This is a genomic window from Robbsia sp. KACC 23696 (assembly GCF_039852015.1).
In the GTDB taxonomy this organism is placed as follows: Bacteria; Pseudomonadota; Gammaproteobacteria; order Burkholderiales; family Burkholderiaceae; genus Robbsia.
The window spans coordinates 2,154,420-2,168,963 of record NZ_CP156626.1 but is presented as its reverse complement, the minus strand read 5'-3'; the positions used below and the strand labels follow the sequence as shown (position 1 = coordinate 2,168,963).

10 protein-coding genes and 1 pseudogene are annotated in these 14,544 nt (G+C 64.3%); 5 read left to right on the top strand and 6 right to left on the bottom strand.

Annotation, left to right across the window (positions count from 1 at the left end; genetic code table 11):
- The first annotated feature begins 50 nt into the window (after window positions 1–50).
- Together purL and ABEG21_RS09075 are read left to right on the top strand one after the other, a co-directional pair.
- A complete protein-coding gene (gene purL, locus ABEG21_RS09080) occupies window positions 51–4,178 on the top strand; it encodes a phosphoribosylformylglycinamidine synthase (RefSeq protein ID WP_347554332.1) in 4,128 nt (1,375 codons plus the stop codon).
- A gap of 445 nt (window positions 4,179–4,623) precedes the next feature.
- The gene (locus tag ABEG21_RS09075) at window positions 4,624–6,045 is read left to right on the top strand and encodes a hypothetical protein (protein WP_347554331.1); all 1,422 of its coding nucleotides are present in this window, start codon (window positions 4,624–4,626) and stop codon (window positions 6,043–6,045) included.
- Between the two features lie 96 nt (window positions 6,046–6,141).
- Here ABEG21_RS09075 and ABEG21_RS09070 read toward each other — a convergent pair whose 3' ends face one another.
- The 5 genes from ABEG21_RS09070 to ABEG21_RS09050 are packed head-to-tail and all read right to left on the bottom strand — an operon-like array spanning window position 6,142 to window position 10,029.
- Window positions 6,142–6,897: a peptidylprolyl isomerase gene (locus tag ABEG21_RS09070; RefSeq protein WP_347556698.1), complete on the bottom strand. Its 756-nt coding sequence runs from the start codon at window positions 6,895–6,897 to the stop codon at window positions 6,142–6,144.
- 56 nt (window positions 6,898–6,953) lie between these two features.
- A complete protein-coding gene (locus ABEG21_RS09065; RefSeq protein ID WP_347554330.1) occupies window positions 6,954–7,304 on the bottom strand; it encodes a BolA family protein in 351 nt (116 codons plus the stop codon).
- Between the two features lie 6 nt (window positions 7,305–7,310).
- A complete protein-coding gene (locus ABEG21_RS09060; RefSeq protein ID WP_347554329.1) occupies window positions 7,311–7,838 on the bottom strand; it encodes a septation protein A in 528 nt (175 codons plus the stop codon).
- The gene (msrB, locus tag ABEG21_RS09055) at window positions 7,835–8,314 is read right to left on the bottom strand and encodes a peptide-methionine (R)-S-oxide reductase MsrB (protein ID WP_347554328.1); all 480 of its coding nucleotides are present in this window, start codon (window positions 8,312–8,314) and stop codon (window positions 7,835–7,837) included. The genes ABEG21_RS09060 and msrB overlap by 4 nt, the downstream gene beginning before the upstream one ends.
- A 53-nt stretch (window positions 8,315–8,367) precedes the next feature.
- Window positions 8,368–10,029 carry a protein adenylyltransferase SelO gene (locus tag ABEG21_RS09050; RefSeq protein WP_347554327.1) on the bottom strand — a complete coding sequence of 554 codons (1,662 nt, stop codon included), beginning with the start codon at window positions 10,027–10,029 and terminating at the stop codon, window positions 8,368–8,370.
- A 383-nt stretch (window positions 10,030–10,412) separates the two neighbouring features.
- On the opposite strand from ABEG21_RS09050, the gene ABEG21_RS09045 reads away from it, so the two are divergent.
- Window positions 10,413–10,910, top strand: coding sequence for a PaaI family thioesterase (locus ABEG21_RS09045; RefSeq protein ID WP_347554326.1), 498 nt, complete (start codon window positions 10,413–10,415; stop codon window positions 10,908–10,910).
- A 74-nt stretch (window positions 10,911–10,984) separates the two neighbouring features.
- Here ABEG21_RS09045 and ABEG21_RS09040 read toward each other — a convergent pair whose 3' ends face one another.
- Complete coding sequence (locus ABEG21_RS09040) at window positions 10,985–12,364, bottom strand: hypothetical protein (RefSeq protein ID WP_347554325.1); 1,380 nt, start codon at window positions 12,362–12,364, stop codon at window positions 10,985–10,987.
- A 290-nt stretch (window positions 12,365–12,654) separates the two neighbouring features.
- Between ABEG21_RS09040 and mltG the strand changes: the two are divergent.
- Together mltG and tmk are read left to right on the top strand one after the other, a co-directional pair.
- Window positions 12,655–13,653, top strand: a pseudogene (gene mltG / locus ABEG21_RS09035) (endolytic transglycosylase MltG); the annotation flags it as partial.
- A 240-nt stretch (window positions 13,654–13,893) separates the two neighbouring features.
- Complete coding sequence (gene tmk / locus ABEG21_RS09030; protein WP_347554324.1) at window positions 13,894–14,517, top strand: dTMP kinase; 624 nt, start codon at window positions 13,894–13,896, stop codon at window positions 14,515–14,517.
- Window positions 14,518–14,544 lie beyond the last annotated feature (27 nt).

Genomic DNA, 14,544 nt, shown 5'->3' with positions numbered 1-14,544 from the left:
TCTTCCCTTCGTTTTCCGCCGCGCCCGCGCGGTGCATCCATTTCCGCTCAATGGCCCATTTCTCGTGCTTTCCCGGCGCTTCGGCCCTCTCCGATTTCCGCAAGACCCGTTTGCTCGCCACGTTGAAGGCGATCGATGCGAACATTGTCGATGTCAGTGCGGTCTATCTGCATTTCGTCCACAGCGATGCCGCCCTCACGCCGGAGCAGGTCCACGTCCTGGACGCGTTGCTGGAGTACGGCCAACCGGCCGCGCAGGCTGACGCGCCGAAAGGTGCGACGCTGCCCGTCCTGGTGTTGCCGCGCTTCGGCACCCTCTCGCCGTGGGCGAGCAAGGCCACCGACATCGCGCACAACTGCGGCTTGCAGCATGTGCGCCGCATCGAACGCGGCGTCGAATTCACCCTGGTGCTGAAGACCGGCCTGCTGGGCGGTCGCAAATCGCTCGACGACCGCGCCCTCGACGCTGTCCACGCGGCGCTGCACGACCGGATGACCGAGTCGATCGCCGCCGATCGCGAGCAGGCCTACCGCCTGTTCGACGAACTGCCGTCCACGCCGCTGTCGCGTGTGGACGTCATCGGCGCCGGCCGCTCCGCACTGGCCACGGCCAATTCGGAACTGGGTCTGGCGCTGGCCGACGACGAAATCGATTATCTGGTCGACGCTTTCACGCAACTCGGACGTAATCCGAGCGACGTCGAGCTGATGATGTTTGCCCAAGCGAACAGCGAGCACTGCCGTCACAAGATCTTCAATGCGAATTGGACGGTCGACGGCGAAGCGCAGGAACTGTCGCTGTTCGCGATGATTCGCAACACGCACAAGCTGCATCCGGAAGGGACGATCGTCGCTTATTCGGACAATGCGGCCGTGATGCGCGGCACCACGGCGCAGCGTTGGTATCCGCGTGGCGAGTCTCAGGTCTACGAGGCAAGCGAAGCGCTGACGCATACCTTGATGAAGGTGGAGACGCACAATCACCCGACGGCGATTTCGCCGTTCCCGGGCGCGTCGACCGGTGCCGGCGGTGAAATCCGTGACGAAGGCGCGACCGGTCGCGGCGCGCGTCCGAAGGCCGGCATGGCCGGTTTCTCGGTGTCGAATCTGCATCTGCCGGATGCCGCGCGACCCTGGGAAACGGCGACCGATACCGCGATCCCGTTTGCGCAACGTCCGCAGCCACTGGCTGACGGTGCCGTAGCCGATGCGACCCCGGCCGGTGTCGGCTATGGCCGTCCGGATCGGATCGCGTCGCCGCTGCAGATCATGACCGACGGCCCGCTGGGTGGCGCCGCGTTCAATAACGAATTTGGGCGTCCGAACCTGGCCGGCTATTTCCGCGTCTACGAGCAGAACGTCGGCGGCACGGTGCGCGGCTATCACAAGCCGGTGATGATCGCCGGCGGTATCGGCAATATCGACGATGCGCACACGCACAAGCACGATCTGCCGGCCGGCACGCTGCTGATTCAAATCGGCGGCCCGGGCATGCGGATCGGCATGGGGGGCGGTGCGGCGAGCTCGATGGCGACCGGCACGAACACCGCCGAACTGGATTTCAATTCGGTGCAACGTGGCAATCCCGAAATTCAGCGCCGTGCGCAGGAAGTGATCAACAGCTGCTGGCAGCTCGGTTCGGATAATCCGATCCTGAGCATCCATGACGTCGGTGCCGGTGGCCTGTCGAATGCTTTCCCGGAGTTGGTGGAAGGCGCGGGCCGCGGCGCGCGCTTTGCCATCGATGCGATTCATTTGGAAGAGTCGGGTCTGGCGCCGCGCGAGATCTGGAGTAACGAGGCACAGGAGCGCTATGTCCTGGCCATCGCACCGGAAAGCGCCGAGCAGTTCGAGGCGATCTGCAAGCGTGAACGTTGCCCGATGGCGATCGTCGGTGTCGCGACCGACGAGCAGGTGTTGAAGTTAGCGGAGGCGACGCAACTGGCGCAAGGCGCCGATGCGAAGGCCGACGGCGATGTCGCGGTCGACATGCCGATGGATGTGCTGTTCGGCAAGGCGCCACGGATGCACCGCGACGTGAAGCGCGAGGCGCGCAGCTGTCCGCCGCTGGTGCTCGACGACGTGACGCTGGAGCAGGCCGTCGACGGCGTGCTCGCGCACCCGACCGTAGCCAGCAAGTCCTTCCTGATCACCATCGGCGACCGGACCGTGGGCGCGATGAGTGCACGTGACCAGATGGTCGGACCCTGGCAGGTGCCGGTGGCCGACTGTGCGGTGACGACGATGGACTACCGCGGCTTCGCCGGTGAAGCGATGACGATGGCCGAGCGTGCGCCGCTGGCCGTCATCGACGCGCCGGCATCGGGCCGCATGGCGATTGGCGAGGCGATCACCAATATCGCCGCGGCGCCGATCGACGCGTTGACGTCGATCAAGCTGTCGGCGAACTGGATGGCCGCGTGCGGCACGCCGGGTGAAGACGCGGCGCTGTACGACACGGTACGGACGGTCGGGATGGATCTGTGCCCGGCCTTGGGCCTGTCGATCCCGGTCGGCAAGGATTCGCTGTCGATGCGCACGCAGTGGCGCGATGGCGAGACGGCGAAGGAGGTGGTCGCGCCGGTGACCTTGATCGTGTCGGCGTTCGCGCCGGTGGCCGATGTCCGTCAGCATTTGACGCCGCAACTGCGCCGCGCCGACGATACGTTCCGCGGCGAGACCGTTGGCGAGACGCTGCTGGTGTCGATCGATCTGGGTCGCGGCAAGAACCGGATGGCGGGCAGCATCCTGGCGCAGGTCGCGCAGCAGATGGGCGACCAGGCGCCGGATTTGGACGACAGCGAAGATCTGAAGCGTTTCTTCGGCGCGATCCAGAAGCTGAACGCGGACGACAAGTTGCTGGCCTATCACGATCGTTCGGACGGCGGCTTGTTCGCGACGGTCGCTGAAATGGCGTTTGCCGGGCACGTGGGCGTGTCGCTGAACGTCGATATGCTGACGCTGGATCCGAATCATGAGTCGGATTTCGGCGATGCCAAGGATTGGGCAAAGCAAACGTCCGGTCGTCGTCACGACCAGACGCTGCGGGCCTTGTTCAACGAAGAATTGGGTGCCGTCGTACAGATTCGCGCCAGCGAGCGCGATGCCGTGTTCGCGGTACTGCGCGAGCAGGGCCTGTCGGCGTGCAGCCATCAGATCGGCAAGCTGAACGATCGTGGCGATATCGAGGTCTACCGCGACGCGAAGCGTGTCTACCATGCCGCGCGTACGGATCTGCAACGCGTCTGGACCGATGTGAGCTGGCGCATCGCGCGTCTGCGCGACAACCCGGCGTGTGCCGATGCTGAAGTGGCGGCTATCGCCGATGCGGCGGACCCGGGTATCTCGCCGATTTTGACGTTCGACACGACGCAGAACGTGGCGGCGCCGTTTATCCAGAAGGGCGAGCGTCCGCGTGTCGCGATCCTGCGTGAGCAAGGCGTGAACTCGCATCTGGAAATGGCGCATGCCTTCGATCGGGCCGGTTTCGAAACCCGCGACGTGCATATGAGCGATCTGATCGAAGGCCGCGCGACGCTGGCGGATTTTGCCGGTGCCGTGGCGTGCGGTGGATTTGCCTATGGCGATGTACTGGGTGCCGGCGAGGGCTGGGCGAAGACGATTCGTTTCAATCCGATCTTGGCCGATATGTTCGCGGCGTTCTTCGGGCGCCAGGACACGTTCGCGCTGGGCGTCTGCAACGGTTGCCAGATGATGTCGAGCCTGGCATCGATGATCCCCGGTGCCGAGCACTGGCCGAACTTCACGCGCAACAAATCGGAGCAGTTCGAAGCCCGATTCGCGACGGTGGAGATCGCACAATCGCCGTCGATATTCTTCGACGGCATGGCCGGCTCGCGGATTCCGGTGGCGGTATCACATGGTGAAGGCTTTGCCGATTTCTCGAAGCAAGGCAATGCGGCGCAGGTATTGGGGGCCGTGCACTATGTCGATAATCGCGGCCAGGCGACCGAGCAGTATCCGCTGAACCCGAACGGCTCGGCCGGCGGTTTGACGTCGGTGACGACGGCCGATGGTCGTTTCACCGTGTTGATGCCGCACCCGGAACGCGTGGCACGCGCCGTGACGATGAGCTGGCATCCGGAAGACTGGGCTGCCGGCGAAGGCGATAGCCCGTGGATGCGCCTCTTCCAGAACGCACGGAAGTGGGTCGGGTAAAACGGCTGGCGCGCTGCATCGCGCAATAGACGCAGGATGGCTGCGTCGAAATAGACCCAGGGGGCGTTTCGCTCCCTGGGTTTTTTTGCGCCGCGCGGACCTGTCGATCATGCGAAGTAAGACCTTTCCCCCCTTTCTTATAGCTAAATCAGGCGCTCCATCGGCTCGCGTCGGGTGGAACGCTTTAAGATCGACGCGGTTACGCTAAAAACAGCATGGTCAGGACATGATGTTGTACGGCGTGCATCGGTGCAGCGTTGGAAACATTCAATAAGGATGACTAATGAAACCCAAGCGCGATTTGTCGCCTTCTTCGTCGCCATCGTCTCCAGCGAGCAGGCGTCGACGAACAGATGCTGTTTCTGATCGAATATCGCCTTTCGGGACCGTGGACCATGTGGCGCTTGCCAATGCATTGGGTATCGATGATGACGAGGGCGAACACATGGCACCGTGGCCGACACGCGCGATGACATCGCAGCCGGGCCACGCCGAGAGCGGAACGTCGTCAAACCTATGCGTCACGACAACCGATTCAAGCGGCACGTTGCTGGGGCCATTGGACGGGCTGGTGCCGGTAACGGATCGCATTGCCGCGTATCTAACGGCAGGGCCCGCACCGCAACGGGAGATGGTACGACGCCTGGCGGCCGGCTCCTCGGGGCTGCGGCAGTCGTTGGAGGCCCTGTCTTCACGACGGGCCGCGGCCTACAAGCGCTTCTCCGATGCGGTTTCGGCGTGGCGCGGGCATAACGCGCCGGTGTTGCCGATGGCGCGCGACACGTTGATCGATGCGGTCGCGCGCTTGACCAGCAACGAAGAAAAGGTAACGCCGGCGCGATGGCGCTACGTCGCGCGAGCCGTCGACGAATGGATCCGTGACGATCTATTGACCGAGAACGTCGATCGGTATCTACGGGAGTTTCTACGGCACAATCGACTCCCCGTCGCGCGGATCGGCGGTGCGTTAAACGATCTCCGCCATGCGCCCCACGACGACAGTGACGAGGAAGTCGATGAAGACCTCGACGAGGAAGGCGCCGCGGCACCGCCTACGTATGCCCAATGGCATGACGATTACAGCAACGTTTTGGCCGCACGCAATCTCTCGCATTACGAATTACAGCGTTGGTTCGACCTGCTGTATTGCGCGGAAGACAGCGACGGGCGAAGGAGTTCGCATGTTGCGTACTCCGTATGGCGGCGGGTCGTGCTGTTCGAGCAGGAGGGCGCACGCGATGACGACATGGCCTCCGAACGTCTGGAAAATCATCTCGACGCTGTCGCGGACACGGTCTTGCCCTACCACTTCGATCGTGCGCTCAACGCGGCGTGGTTTGAAACGGTCTTGTTCGATCCCGTCATCGCGCCCTATGCATCGAGCCTTTTTGCCATAGCCGAACGGGCTTTGCCGCAGGTGTACGACTGGGAGCAGTTTTCCGTCGAATGGGTCCGTACGCTCCAGCGCTCGCCGATATTTGTCGAGAATCTGCTTGTTGCCGCCGCGACCCTGGCTGTCCTGCCGGCGACGCCGCCAGTGTTGCCTGCGGAGCCGCACTATTTCTCGCTGTCGCCGCTGTTCGATCGACTGCTTCTGGATAGCAGCATGACGGAAGCGCGAGCAAGCACCTTTTTGCGCTATGTCTCGCAGATTCAGGCTGCCCTTCGCGACGCGTCGGCATCGGACGCCGCGCAAAGCATCGGGCTTTTGCTATCGGGGGAGTGGTCTGATTTGCTTGTCGACAGTATCTTGCGCGACCTGAGCGCCACGCATCGCACATTCGTGCTCGCGAATGCGGAGAATCTGGGGCGTGTACTGCAGTTCGGCAGAAGGCTGTATGAGCGGGAATCCGGGGATCCGGGCTGACGACACCGATGGCGCGCAGCCGATCGGTTCAGCGCCGGGTGCGCGATGCGCCGCCATCGAAGGGCGGCGGCGCATCGCGCGGTCGTGCGAGGTGAATTACTGGATCTTCGCTTGACCGCGAAGCTTCGATTCCAGATCCTGGACCGTCTGCTTCTGCGCTTCCTGGGCCAATTGGCTCTTCACGCTTTCGAACGGCGGCAGGGCCGGCGCCGTCGCGGCACGTTCGCCGTCGAGGCGAATGATGTGCCAGCCGAATTGCGTATGCACCGGCGTATCGGTGATCTGGCCTTGCTTCAGCGCTTCCGCTGCCTTGGCGAATTCCGGCACATAGGCGTCGGCCGGCGACCACGGCAGATCACCGCCGTTCTTCGCCGAACCCGGGTCCTTCGAGTACTGCTTGGCCAAATCCTCGAAGCTTGCGCCGCCCTTGATCTTGGCGATCAGGTCCTTCGCTTGCTGCTCGTTGTCGACGAGGATGTGATGCAGGTGATATTCCTCACCGCTGCTCTGTGCCTTCATCTTGGCGGCGATCTCGTCGTACTGCGCATGCAACTGCGCATCGGATGCCGGATGCGCTGCGATGTACTTCTCGAGATAGGCGCGGATCACGACCGTCTGCGATGCGATGGCCATCTGTTGCTGGATCAGCGGATCCTTCGTCAGACCGTCCTTGGTGGCGGCTTGCAGCAGCACTTCGCGGTTGATCAGCTCGTCGCGGATCGCCTGGCGGATCTGCGGCGAATCGCCTTGGGCGCCTTGCGGCAAGGAGGCGATCATCGCGTCCACGCGGGCCGACGGAATAGCCGTACCGTTCACGACGGCGGCGTTCTGCGCGAACACGGGCATGCTCATCGCGGCGAGGCTCAGGGCCGTCGCCGTCACAGTGGCAACGCGGGTCTTGCTGAAAATCATCGATCAGTCCTGTTTGCGTGTTCTTCGGGGGTGTATGCCACGATCGCGAGCGCATGCAGTCCCGCCCGGATCGCCTCAGCGAGGGCATCATACACTAGGCGATGCCGCGCTACCCGCGACTTGCCGGCGAAGGCGGCGCTGACGATCGTCACATTGAAATGGGAGCCGCCGATGCTGCCGTCTTCATTGCGGGCGCCGGCGTGGCCGGCGTGACGGCCGCTGTCGTCCTCGACATCGAGGAAGCCGGGGGCGAGGGCATCGCGCAGTCGCTGCTCGATCCAGTCACGTCGTGCATCGCCGGCCGGCACGGCGGCGCTCGAGGGCGTGGGGGAGTGGGAGGCGGTCATGGTCGCTTACTCGCTCTTCAAATAGCGGCTCAACCAGATGCTCTGGCAGATGACGAAAACCACCATCAATGCGGTGCCGCCGAACAATTTGTAGTTGACCCAGGCATCGGTGGAGAAGTGGAATGCGATGATCAGGTTCAAGATGCCCAGCACGATGAAGAACACGGCCCAGGCCAAGTTCAATTGGCGCCAGACCGGGGCCGGCAAGGTCATCTGCTTGCCCATCATCGCTTCGATTGGATTCTTCTTCAGCAGATGGGCCACGCCCAGCGCGATCGCGAAGGCCCAGTACAGCACCGTCGGCTTCCATTTGATGAAATTCTCGTCGTGCAGCAGCAGCGTCGCGCCGCCGAAGACGACGACGATCGCGAAGCTGACCCACAACATCGGCTCCACACGGCGGAACCGCACCGCCATCCAGATAATTTGACAGACGGTAGCGGCGATGGTGACGGCTGTCGCCGTGTAGATCCCCCAGATCTTGAACGCAATAAAGAACAGGATGACGGGGAAGAGATCAAAAAGAAATTTCATTGTCCGAATGTCATAGCCGCGGAGTTAATGCAGTAACGCAGGCCCGTCGGCGCCGGACCGTCTTCGAACACATGGCCCAGGTGCGCATCGCAGGCCTTGCATTTGACTTCGATGCGCAGCATTCCATGCGAGCGGTCCGTGTGTTCGGCGATCACTTCGCCGTTAATGGGTTTGAAATAGCTCGGCCAACCGCATCCGGCATCGAATTTCGTCGATGACTCGAATAATGGCGTACCGCAGCACACGCAATAATACGTGCCTTTTTCCCAGTGATCCCAGTAATCGCCGGTAAACGGGCGTTCAGTCGCCGCTTGGCGGGCCACTTGGTACTGCACCGGCGTTAATTCGGCACGGTATTCGGCGTCGGTCCGCGGGGCCTTTGGTGCGGCGGCGGGCGTGGCACCCGGCGCTTGCGTGGCGTCGTCGGCGCGATCATTCGGTGCCTGTGCGGCGTGCGGATTGTGCGTGTCGCTCATATCGGATCTCCGGAGACAAAGGGGGCGGGCGCGCTGATCGGCGCCCGCGGGGTTCATGAGGAGCAGCTCACCTCGAGTCCCGCTGCCCAGTCGGGCGGCGGGGCCGCGTAGTCGGCATACGCCTCTTGTTCGTCGAACGGCTTGCGCAAGACCGACGCCAGCCGCTGCGTTTCGCTGAAATCGCCGTCGCGAGCCGCGCGGATGGCGGTTTCCGCCAAATGGTTGCGCAGCACGTATTTCGGGTTGACCCGTCGCATTTGCGCCGCGCGCGACGCGTCGTCCATGCCTTGTTGACGCAACCGCGCCCGGTAATCGGACAGCCAGGCATCGACGGCCGGCAGGTCGAGGAAGGCGTCGCGGAACGACGGCGTCGTCTTGGTCGGCGCGGCGCTATCGGCCAGCGGATCGCTGTCGGGCGCGCCTTCCTGTTGCCGCACATTCGCCAAGCCACGGAAGCTCAGCGTGAAATCGGCCCGGCTGCCGTCCATCAGTTGCAACAGGCGGTCGATCAGGGCGCCATCTTCGGCCGTGGGCTGCTGAAGTCCGATTTTCGCTGCCATCCGCGCTTGATAGTGCGTGCTGAACACCGATCCATATGGGGTCAGAGCCGATTTAGTCAATGCGATCGCCGCGTCGGCCGCCGGCGTGCCCGATTCCGGCATCGACGTGCCGGCCTGCGGCGTGGCAATCAGCGGCAACAGCGCCTGGGCCAACGCGAATAGATTCCAGCGCCCGATCTCGGGCTGACGATGGTAGGCGTAACGGCCTTGGGAGTCCGTGTGATTGCAGATATGACGCGGATCGAAGCCGTCCAGGAAGCCGAACGGGCCATAGTCGATCGTCAATCCAAGAATCGACATATTGTCCGTATTCATCACGCCATGACAGAAACCCACGCTCTGCCACTGCGCGATCATCTCGGCCGTACGCGTGGCCACGCACTCCAGCAAGCCGAAATAGGGGTTGTCGCTGCCCTCAAGTTCCGGGTAGTGATGCGCGATCACATGGTCGGCGAGACGTCGCAGCGCGTCGAAGTCATCGATCGACCAGAAGTGCTCGAAATGACCGAATCGTACGAAACTGGGTGCGAAGCGTGTCACGATCGCGGCAGTCTCGATCGACTCGCGTCGGACCGGCATCGCGGAGCCGGTGAGGGCCAGCGCGCGGGTGGTCGGGATGCCGAGCGCATGCATCGCTTCGGAGCACAGGAATTCCCGGATCGACGAGCGCAGGACGGCACGGCCATCGCCCATCCGCGAATACGGTGTCAAGCCGCTGCCCTTGAGCTGTACCTCCTGCCAGACGCCGGCGGGGTCCGCGATCTCGCCGATCGTCAACGCCCGTCCATCGCCCAATTGTCCGGCCCACTGACCGAACTGGTGGCCGGAGTAGACGCTTGCCAGCGGCAGTTGCGCGTGCGGGATCTCTGCCGGCCAGGGCAAGGCGGCCCGGTCGAGCGCCGCAGCGCCGCTGTCGCGCGTATCCAGCCCCGGCGGGTGTCCGGCGAGGCGCAGGATGGCCGCCGGGTCGTCCAGGCTGTCGCTTGGCAGCCCCAGATCGCGCAGCGCATCGGCCGAGACGGCGACCAGATAGGGCGAAGGTATCGGCTGGGCCGGCAAGCGGGTGTAGAATCGCTCGCCGAGCGCGGCGAAGCCGCCTTCGAGCCGCTGCGTGATGCCGAGCGAGTCGGTCGGGGACTGGGGCGTGTTGGACATAGGCGGGACAGGGGCGGTACGTGAGCGCTGCTGAGACGCGAAAAACGCGGAAACGCCGACTGGCCGAATCCGGCCGATCCGATCGTTCCGCACGTCGAAAGGTCTATTTTAGAACGTGGTACGTTAGCATGCGCACCGTGCGGGTATTTAGCATGGCTGCCGGCAACGGAGGACAGGATGTGACACATGTTGTCATGTGGAAAGTGAAGGACCAGGCCGCAGGCGCGACGACGGCCGAGAGTCTGGCCAAGATGCGCGAGCAAACCCTTGCCTGCGCGTCGAGCGACAGAAGACAAGCAAAACAACGATAAAGAGAGACGCGGGCCCGCTGCCTTCCCCTTTGGCATAGAAGCGTACCCGGCAGGCTCGAAAGCGAGACCGACATGGCTGATCAGCCGATGGCGACCGAATCCGACTATCCGGACGGCGCAAACCCTTTCCTGAACGCACTCGGTGTGCAGACCTTGCGTGCCGATTCCGAGGGCAGCGAACTGCTGCTGACACTGGCCGACTGGCATATGAACCGCTGGGCGATCGCCCACGGCGGCGTCACGATGACCTTGCTCGATGCCGCCCTGGGCAAAGCCGCTCGTGAGATCGAGCGGCCGCCCGGCTATGCGGGGAACGACCGCTCGCGCGGCGTGGTGACCGTCGATATGAGCGTCACCTTCATTCAGCCCGGGCAGGGCAGTTTGACCGCGCGTGGCCGCGTCGTACACCGTTCCACGACGATGGCGTTCTGCGAGGGCGAGGTCGTGGATGCCGACGGGGGGCTCGTCGCCAAGGCGCTGGGAACGTTCAAATATTTGCGGAAGTTGCCGCTTGGCCGGAAGGTCCGCGCCGAGCGTCGCGAGGGCCCAGTCTCGTCCAGCGAAGCCTAGCGCTCGCTGGGACGAGGCTGTCGGTCCGACCTGCTCGGCGCCGGCGCCGGCGCCGCGTTCCGCGTGTTCGGGCGTTACGCCGCGGGCAGCGTATACGGCAGGCCGTAGACCGACAGTGCCGCCGTCGCCGTAACCGGCGTGGCCGACACGTCGTGTTGCGGTGTATCCGTTGCCGCCGATCGCAGCACGACACGCAATGCCGCGTTCGACGGCGTCGCCGTTTTCAATTCGATCAGGCAATCGACGCCGCCATCGGGCGCCGGCGCCGCATTGACCACGCGCCCGCACGGCTGCCATTGCTCGGCCGAGCCCTGATTGGCGGGATCGTTCAAATCGATGATTTCGTCGCCGGCGGCGGCCTGCTCGGCGTGCGCGAGCGTGGCGCGTCGCTTCACGGTCCCGCGATACTGGCTGCGCGCCACCACTTCCTGTCCCGGATAGCATCCCTTGCGGAAGTTGACGCCGCCAATGGCTTCGAAGTTGATCATCTGCGGCACGAAGGCATCCTGCGTTGCCGCGGTGATGCGCGGCGCTGCCGCTTGGATGTCCAGCCAGTTCCAATGGGCCGGATCGAGCGCGCCGAAGCGGCCAGCCAGCGCAGCCAGCCAGCTGTCGCGGCCCGCTGCCGGTACACAGAGCAGGAAACGGCGTTGCCCGGCCGCGTCGGCCAGTCGCAGCAGCGTGACGCCGTTGCCGTCGGCGCTGTCGTGCCGAACCAGAGGTAAAGCCGGCGCGATTTGCGCATCGCCGGCCACGGTGCCGGCCAGCAAGCTGACCAGAGACGCCGACCCCGCTGGTACCGTCACCGATTCCAGAGCGACGGCGACGCCCGCGGCATCGGCGGTCGGCGCGCTGCCGATGCCGCGTTCGATCAGCAAGGCCGCCAGCGCCGTGTCGAATGCGGGGTCATCGACGCGGGCGGCGAGACCGAACAACGCCACATCGTGGCTGTGATCGGCCAGTTTCACCTTGGTGCGCAAGACGAACATATGCAGGCGCTTGCGGATCGCCTCGGCAATATCGGCGCTGATCAGCAAGCGGATATCCGGCCAATGCGCGAGGTCGTCATGGTGGGTGGGCACCGGCACCGCGTGCGGCGCCTGCGCGGTGGAGGCGGCGGCACTCAGCTGCGGCGCGGCCAGCGGCCAGTACAGCATCGACGCAAGCAGTCGTCCTTTCGGCGAGCAGAATCCGCCGAGCGCCGCCTGGCTGGGCGGCAGATGCGTGACGTCGTTGGTCAACTGGTTATGCAGGAAGCTGCGCGCTTCCGGACCCCGCGCATCGATGACGGCCCAGGGGCCCGGCGTCGGGAGCGTGGCAAAGCCGCCATGCGGCGGCACCACGCGCGACGCTTGCGCTGCCTTGGCCTGCAAGGTCGCGGGCGAGGCGACAAGATCCACCGATGCGAGATCGATGGCAGCGGAGGGGGACAGGATTTCGGACGTGTCGGACATGGTCTGCTGGGTGCCTCGCCGTGCGTAATAGGGACCGGTGACCGAGGAGTCAACCGATCGCGTGTCAGGGACGTGTTCGAACAAGCTTTCTACGACAAACCAGACCGACCTATCCGGCCTGCGACTTCCCGCTGCCGAGACGCGGCCGCGAGTCGTGCAAAATGCAGGCAAACGGCAGCGAACGATACAGACTGTGTTGGCCGGTCGCTAGCGGAAAGGCGTCTGGAAGGAAGCGAAAATCACCCCGAATCACAGTATTATATTGGGTTCGGGTCAACTAATGGAAACGCATGTCCCTCGGAAATTTCGGCCGCTGGCTGCGCAGATCGGTCGCGACCCTTATCGTCGCTGCCGCAGGCGCCTCCGGCGCGGTGTATTGGTGGGCGAACACGCCGATGCGGCTGGTTCAACCCGAACTCGATGTCTCGGTCACGCCCGGGCCGCTGCGGGCGGTCGCTGCGCAATTGCGGCAGAACGGTCTGCCGATGAACCCACACGGCTTCGAGCTGATTACGCGGCTTCTGCATTTGTCGACATCGTTGAAGTCCGGCAACTACGCCTTCGAGACGGGTATCACGCCGTATCAGGTCCTGTTGAAGGTGGCGCGGGGCGACGTGAATCAATCGTCCGTGATGGTCATCGAAGGATGGACCGTCGCGCACATGCGCGCCGAGATCAACGCCAACCCGGCGTTGCGTCACGATACCGCCGACATGAGCGATGCGCAATTGATGGCGGCCCTCGGTGCGGCGGATACGCCGGCCGAGGGCATGTTCTTCCCCGATACCTACCTGTTTTCGAAAGGCGCCAGCGATCTGAGCGTCTACCATCGGGCTTATGCGGTGGCGCAACAGCGGCTGGCGCAGGTATGGGCGTCCCGCGCCCCGGATCTGTCGCTGACGACGCCATACCAGGCATTGACGCTGGCCTCGCTGGTCGAGAAAGAGACCGGCAAGGCTGTCGAACGCAGTGAGGTGGCGAGCGTGTTTCTGAATCGTCTGAAGATTGGCATGCCGCTGCAGACCGATCCGAGCGTCATCTACGGCGTCGGCAGTGGTTATGGCGGACGGCTGACCAAGAAGGACTTGCAGACTGACACCCCGTACAATACGTACACGCGTCGCGGGCTGCCGCCGACGCCTATCGCGCTGCCGGGCATGGCGGCGTTGCGAGCGGCCACGCACCCGGCGTCATCGAAGGCCCTGTACTTTGTCGCACGGGGCGATGGCACGAGCGTGTTCTCCGAATCACTGGTCGAGCACAATCGCGCCGTCAACCTCTACCAGCGCAATCTGGGCGCGGCGGGGCGCGCCGCCTTGGCGGGCGGCGTGCCGGCTGCCAGCGATGTCGATGCGGCCGTCGGCGCGGCGGCGGCTCCCGCGCCGGGCGCCCCGAGCGGCATGGCCGGCGCGCCGGCCGGGACGGTGGTGCCGAGTACGACGTCGGTCACCGCACCGGCGACCAGCGCGCGCGACAATGCAGGATCGAATAATCGCCATCAGGGCAACACCGTACCGGGGAGATCATAAATGCGGGCGCCAGGAAAATTCATCACCTTCGAAGGCATCGACGGCGCGGGTAAGACGACGCACCTGTCCTGGTTCCGTACGCAATTGGAAGCGCGCCTGAAGGGCGATGGGCGGCGCGTGGTACAAACGCGCGAACCGGGCGGCACGCCGCTCGGCGAAACCTTGCGCGAAACGCTGCTGCACCAACCGATGGATCTCGAAACCGAGGCGCTGTTGATGTTTGCCGCGCGGAGGGAGCATCTGGTGCGCGTCATCCGCCCCGCGCTGGCGCGCGGCGACTGGGTGCTGTGTGACCGCTTCACCGATGCGACCTTTGCCTATCAAGGCGGCGGTCGCGGGCTGCCGCTGGCCAAGCTGGAAACGTTGGAGACCTGGGTGCAGGAAGGCTTCCAGCCCGATCTGACGCTGTTGTTCGACGTGCCGATCGATACGGCGCAGGCGCGTCGCGACGGGGCGCGCGTAGCGGACCGGTTCGAACGGGAATCGGAATCGTTCTTCGAACGGACGCGTGGCGAATATCTGCGCCGCGCGGCTGCGTCGCCGGATCGCTTCCGGATCATCGACGCGAGCCGTGGCATCTCGGAAATCCAGAGCGATCTGAAAACCATCGTTTCGGAAATCTGAGGCGGTGTGGTGCGCATCGGCGTCCGA

Bases quoted from the DNA above. Each gene is read 5' to 3' on its own strand.
- ABEG21_RS09045 (WP_347554326.1), top strand. From the start codon at position 10,413: ATGGCTGATCAGCCGATGGCGACCGAATCCGACTATCCGGACGGCGCA.
- ABEG21_RS09060 (WP_347554329.1), bottom strand. From the start codon at position 7,838: ATGAAATTTCTTTTTGATCTCTTCCCCGTCATCCTGTTCTTTATTGCG.
- ABEG21_RS09075 (WP_347554331.1), top strand. From the start codon at position 4,624: ATGGCACCGTGGCCGACACGCGCGATGACATCGCAGCCGGGCCACGCC.
- ABEG21_RS09040 (WP_347554325.1), bottom strand. From the start codon at position 12,364: ATGTCCGACACGTCCGAAATCCTGTCCCCCTCCGCTGCCATCGATCTC.
- ABEG21_RS09050 (WP_347554327.1), bottom strand. From the start codon at position 10,029: ATGTCCAACACGCCCCAGTCCCCGACCGACTCGCTCGGCATCACGCAG.
- msrB (WP_347554328.1), bottom strand. From the start codon at position 8,314: ATGAGCGACACGCACAATCCGCACGCCGCACAGGCACCGAATGATCGC.
- tmk (WP_347554324.1), top strand. From the start codon at position 13,894: ATGCGGGCGCCAGGAAAATTCATCACCTTCGAAGGCATCGACGGCGCG.
- ABEG21_RS09070 (WP_347556698.1), bottom strand. From the start codon at position 6,897: ATGAGCATGCCCGTGTTCGCGCAGAACGCCGCCGTCGTGAACGGTACG.
- purL (WP_347554332.1), top strand. From the start codon at position 51: ATGGCCCATTTCTCGTGCTTTCCCGGCGCTTCGGCCCTCTCCGATTTC.
- ABEG21_RS09065 (WP_347554330.1), bottom strand. From the start codon at position 7,304: ATGACCGCCTCCCACTCCCCCACGCCCTCGAGCGCCGCCGTGCCGGCC.